At 69.8% G+C, this 5,625-nt stretch carries 4 protein-coding genes; 3 read left to right on the top strand and 1 reads right to left on the bottom strand.

Features of this window, described 5'->3' with window-relative positions; all coding sequences use genetic code 11:
* Window positions 1-482: ComF family protein (locus ACXAHD_RS31295; protein ID WP_475055038.1), on the top strand; the 482-nt coding region annotated here is incomplete at its 5' end.
* A 269-nt stretch (window positions 483-751) separates the two neighbouring features.
* Window positions 752-1,447, top strand: a complete 696-nt coding sequence (gene hpf / locus ACXAHD_RS31290; protein WP_281555705.1) for a ribosome hibernation-promoting factor, HPF/YfiA family — start codon at window positions 752-754, stop codon at window positions 1,445-1,447.
* A 100-nt stretch (window positions 1,448-1,547) separates the two neighbouring features.
* Here the strand turns inward: hpf and ACXAHD_RS31285 are convergent, their stop codons facing one another.
* Complete coding sequence (locus ACXAHD_RS31285) at window positions 1,548-2,675, bottom strand: GNAT family N-acetyltransferase (RefSeq protein ID WP_281551699.1); 1,128 nt, start codon at window positions 2,673-2,675, stop codon at window positions 1,548-1,550.
* A 172-nt stretch (window positions 2,676-2,847) separates the two neighbouring features.
* Between ACXAHD_RS31285 and secA the strand changes: the two genes are divergently transcribed.
* On the top strand, window positions 2,848-5,625 hold a 2,778-nt coding region (gene secA / locus ACXAHD_RS31280), incomplete at its 3' end, for a preprotein translocase subunit SecA (RefSeq protein WP_475055037.1).

Genomic DNA, 5,625 nt, shown 5'->3' with positions numbered 1-5,625 from the left:
AACGTGTGCTGCACGGGCTGGACCTGCTACTGGGCCGGCTGCTCGGCGACTTGGTCGCCGCCGCGGTCTGCACCAGTGCGGACCGGCCGGTGCTGCTGGTTCCGGTGCCGAGCACCGCTGCGGCGGCGCGGGCCCGGCACGGTGATCATCTCGCCCGGCTGACCCGGTACGCGGCGGCCCGGTTACGGGTCGACGGCCGGCGGGTCACGGTGGCGCGGCCGCTGCGGGCCCGGACCCGCCCGGACTCGGCCGGGATGGACAGCGCGGCGCGGCTGGCGTCCGCGCGGACGGCGTTTCGGCCCCGGCGGGTCGGACTTGACACCTCGCTGCGGGCGGATCCGCGACTGCGGGTGATCGTGGTGGACGACATCGTCACCACCGGTGCGACGCTGGCCGCCGTGCACCGGCTGCTCGTCGCGCAGGGGCTGCCGGCGTATGCCGCAGTGGTGCTCGCAGCGACGCGACGCCGTCACCTGCGGTAACCAGGGTGTGGTGTCCTTTGTCGGGGTTTGTTCATGATCTGGGAATCTTCGCGCACCGGTCCCCGCCGAACTGATGACGCGCCGCCGTCGGCGGGTTAGCGTAGGCGCATCAGGGGTATGGCCGGTGGTTGAACAACCGCCTGAGGTGTCCCGGAGGGAGGTGTATTCCGCTACCCGGCCGGTCGACGCCGACCGCTCTCGGTCCGCTGACCGGTCCTGCATTATTTCGCAGCGACACCGATCGTTCAGATCGTTTCAGGAGGTCACGCGTGGACATCGTGGTGAAAGGCCGCAACGTAGAGGTCCCCGACCACTACCGAGCCCATGTAGCCGAGAAGTTGGCCAAGGTCGAACGGTACGACCACAAGCTGATGCGCGTCGACGTCGAGTTGTTTCACGAGCGCAATCCCCGTCAGTCGGACCACTGCCAGCGGGTCGAACTCACCTGTGTCTCGCGCGGGCCGGTGATCCGGGCGGAAGCGTGCGCCAAGGATTTCTACCGCGCCCTCGACGCCGCCATCAGCAAGCTGGACACCCGGCTGCGCCGCGCCGCCGACCGGCGCCGGGTGCACCGCGGCCGGCACGCGCCGGTTTCGGTGGCCGAGGCGACCTCCGGGCTGCCGACCGCAGGACTGAACGGCTTCGCCCCGTTACCGCCGTCCCAGCCGACCGAGGAGCCGGCGGCATCGGTCGCGGTACTCGACCGCACCGCGCAGGATTTCACCGACGATGGGTACGACGACGTTGTCGACGAGTACGACGACCAGCCCTGGCATATCGTCCGGGAGAAGGAACACCCGGGCGATCCGATGACGGTCGACGACGCCTTGTTCCAGATGGAACTGGTCGGGCACGACTTCTATCTGTTCCTGGACAAGGAGTCAGGCCGGCCGAGCGTGGTCTACCGCCGCAAAGGCTACGACTACGGTGTCATCGCGCTGGCTGAACCGACCGTCACCGCCTGATCGACCACCATTTCGGCAATTCGTGGTCGGCCGGTCGGATACCGTTGCCCATCGCCGCCAAACGGGCGGTCGTCGATGGTATCCGACCGGCCGGCGCGGCTCACGCTTCGTCGAGGTCGGCCGGTAGCAGCGAGTACTGGACGCTGTCGTGGCGGCTGGCGTCCGCGCCGGGCAACTGGGCCCGGTTCCGCCCTTCGCGCTGAAATCCGGCCCGCTCCAGCACCCGCTGGGACGCGACGTTGCTGGGCAGCGCACCGGCGGCCAACCGGGCGACGGCCGTACTCGCGAAGATCCACCGGGCGAGCAGCCGTACCGCCCGAGCGGTGTAGCCGCGCCCGCGCCACTGGGGCAGCAGCGAATAGCCGATCATCGCCTCGCCGAGTTCCGGACTCAGATAGGCGAGCCCGATCCGCCCGGCCGGCGTACCGCTGGCCGCGTCGCAGACGACCACGTCGATCCGCTGGCCGGCCAGCCACCTGCCCGGTGCCTTGGCGCACTGCGCCTCGATCAGGGCGCGGGTCGGCACCACCGGTGGGACCGAAGTCGCGGCGACGTCGGGCAGCGACTCCAGGTGGTACGCGAAGTCGACGTCGGCCGGGCCGAGCGGGCGCAGCCGGACCACCCCGTCCGTCAACCCGTCGCCGGGCAGGTCCGGCAGGGTGCGTGGGGTCGGGCCCGGTGGGTCGCCGGCCAGCCGGGTCCAGACCACCAGGTCCTCCCGGTCGGCGGTCGGCCCTCGGCCGGGCTGGCTGGCGGCGCCCCGGCGTACCCCCTCGAAGCTGAACCCGGCGGCCAGCGCCACCCGCTGGCTGACCGCGTTGGCGGCGTCGGTGAGCAGTTCGACCCGACCGAACCCGGAGCGCACCGCATGGCCGGTGGCGGCGATGGTGGCGGCGGTGGCTGCCCCCTTGCCCCGGGCCCGGGGTGTGATCCAGTAGCCGACCTCGATCTGGGCCCGCTCGGGTACGGCCCGGCTGAGCCCGACGCAGCCGAGCAGTTCGTCGCTGCCCGGGTCGGCGATCGCCCAGGCCGCGCCGCCGCCGGCCCAGGCGGCGGTGGACCCCTTGGTGATCCAGCGCAGTGCATCGACGACCGTGTATGGCCGGGGCAGGTCGGGGATGAACCGCTGGGTGATCGGATCGCCGCAGGCCTCGGCGACCGCAGGGGCGTCGTCGGGCAGAAACATCCGAAGCCGGACGCCGCCCTCGGTGAGTTCGACGGGTTCCACCGGCCCATCCTGACGCAGCTTTCGCGCAGGGCATAACGCATATGCTGCACGCACCCCGCCGGCATGGTCCGTTATGTCGGAATATCCGGTGCTGGATGCGGGCTGCGACTGCCGCCGTACCGATAGATGCGCCTACGATGGTGAGGCACACCGTCTAGGGGAGCGTTGATCCGTGTCGATTCTTGAGAAGGTCCTCCGCGCCGGCGAGGGCCGCATGTTGCGTCGGCTCAAGGCGGTCGCCACGGCCGTCAACTCGATCGAGGACGACTACGTCGACCTCACCGACGCGGAGCTGCGGGAGCTGACCGACCAGTACCGCCAGCGGTACGCCGACGGCGAGTCCCTCGACGACCTGCTTCCGGAGGCGTTCGCCACCGCCCGGGAAGCCGCTGCCCGGGTGCTCGGCCAGCGGCACTACGACGTGCAGATCATGGGCGGCGCGGCGCTGCACTTCGGCAACATCGCCGAGATGAAGACCGGTGAGGGCAAGACGCTCACCTCGGTACTGCCGGCGTACCTCAACGCGTTGTCCGGCAAAGGTGTGCACATCGTAACCGTCAACGACTACCTGGCCGAGCGGGATGCCGCCTGGATGGGCCGGGTGCACGAGTTCCTCGGGCTCACCGTCGGCGTGATCCTGCCCAACCGGCCCTCGGCCGACCACCGGGCCGCGTACCAGGCGGACATCACCTACGGCACCAACAACGAGTTCGGCTTCGACTACCTGCGCGACAACATGGCCTGGTCAAAGGACGACCTGGTGCAGCGCGGGCACAACTTCGCCATCGTCGACGAGGTCGACTCGATCCTGATCGACGAGGCGCGGACACCGCTGATCATCTCCGGCCCGGCCGAGCATTCCGCCCGCTGGTACGGCGAGTTCGCCGCCGTGGTCAAGCGGATGCAGGCCGGCAAGGACGGCGAGGGCGACTACGAGATCGACTACGCCAAGCGCACCGTCGCGGTGACCGAGCGGGGCGTCGCCAAGGTCGAGGACCGGCTGGGCATCGACAACCTGTACGAGTCGGTGAACACCCCGTTGGTCGGCTATCTGAACAACGCCATCAAGGCGAAGGAGCTCTACAAGCGGGACAAGGACTACATCGTCAACGACGGCGAGGTCCTGATCGTCGACGAGTTCACCGGCCGCATCCTGCACGGCCGCCGCTACAACGAGGGCATGCACCAGGCGATCGAGGCCAAGGAAGGCGTCGAGATCAAGCAGGAGAACCAGACCCTCGCCACCATCACCCTGCAGAACTACTTCCGGCTCTACGGCAAGCTGGCCGGGATGACCGGTACGGCGCAGACCGAGGCCGGCGAGTTCAACAAGGTCTACGACGTCGGCGTGGTGACCATCCCGACCCACCGGGAAATGGTCCGGATGGACCGGGCGGACGTCATCTACAAGACGGAGAAGGCCAAGTTCAACGCCGCCGTCGAGGACATCGCCGAGCGGCACGCGGTGGGCCAGCCGGTGCTGGTCGGCACGGTGTCGGTGGAGAATTCGGAGATCCTCTCCCAGCTGCTGCGTCGCCGGGGCATCCCGCACGCGGTGCTCAACGCGAAGTTCCACGCCAAGGAAGCCGAGATCATCGCGCAGGCCGGCCGTAAGGGCGCGGTCACCGTGGCGACCAACATGGCCGGCCGCGGCACGGACATCCTGCTCGGCGGCAACCCGGACTACCTCGCCGCGGCCCAGCTGCGCCAGCGTGGGCTCGACCCGGTCGAGCACGCCGAGGAGTACGCCAAGGCGCTGGAAGACATCATGCCGCAGGTCAAGCAGGCCTGCGCCGCCGAGGCCGAGGAGGTCTCCGCGGTCGGCGGTCTCTACGTGCTCGGTACCGAGCGGCACGAGTCCCGCCGGATCGACAACCAGCTGCGCGGTCGCTCCGGCCGGCAGGGCGACCCGGGTGAGTCCCGGTTCTACCTGTCGCTGCAGGACGAGCTGATGCGGCGGTTCCGGGCCGGGGCGGTCGAAGCGGTGATGGAGCGCTTCAACATCCCCGAGGACGTGCCGATCGAGTCCAAGATGGTGACCCGGCAGATCAAGAACGCCCAGGCGCAGATCGAGGGCCAGAACGCCGAGACCCGCAAGAACGTCCTCAAGTACGACGAGGTGCTCAACAAGCAGCGTCAGGTGATCTACGCCGAGCGGCTGCGGGTGCTCAACGGCGAAGACCTGCACGACCAGGTCACCAAGATGATCGACGACGTGGTCGGTGCGTACGTCGACGGGGCTACGGTCGAGGGCTATGCCGAGGACTGGGACTTCGACCAGCTCTGGTCCAGCCTCAAGCAGCTCTACCCGGTGGGGATCACCGTCGACGAGCTGATCGAGGAGGCCGGCGGCGAACGCAGCGCGGTGGACGCCGACTTCCTCCGGGTGCAGGTGCTGGACGACGCCCACGCGGCGTACCAGCGCCGCGAGGAGGAGCTCGGCACCGACGCGTTGCGGCAGCTGGAGCGGATGGTCCTGCTGCAGGTGATCGACCGCAAGTGGCGTGAGCACCTCTACGAGATGGACTACCTCAAGGAAGGCATCAGCCTGCGGGCCTACGCCCAGCGTGACCCGCTGGTCGAGTACCAGCGCGAGGGCTACGCGATGTTCGCCACCATGATGGACGGCATCAAGGAGGAGACGGTCGGCTTCCTGTTCAACGTCGAGGTGCAGGTACAGCAGCCGGGCGCTCCGGCTGACGGTGCCGGCGCACCGGCGGGGGAGCGGCCCGGCCCGCGGATTCCGGTGCCCGACGGTGGCGCCGGAGTCCAGGTGAGCGCCAAGGGCCTCGGCGCGGCACCGCGCCCGCAGGGTCTGCAGTACGTCTCGCCCACCATCGACGGGGCGGCCGGTGCCGACGGCGGGGTGCAGGTGCAGCAGGCGCCGGCGTTGGGCGTCGGTGGCCCGCCGGCCGGGCGTCCGGGCCAGGGCGGCCAGGGCCGTCCACCC

The organism is Micromonospora sp. ABR4_055 (assembly GCF_056160425.1).
The sequence above is the reverse complement of the archived record's forward strand: the minus strand, read 5'-3'. Positions and strand labels throughout refer to the sequence as shown.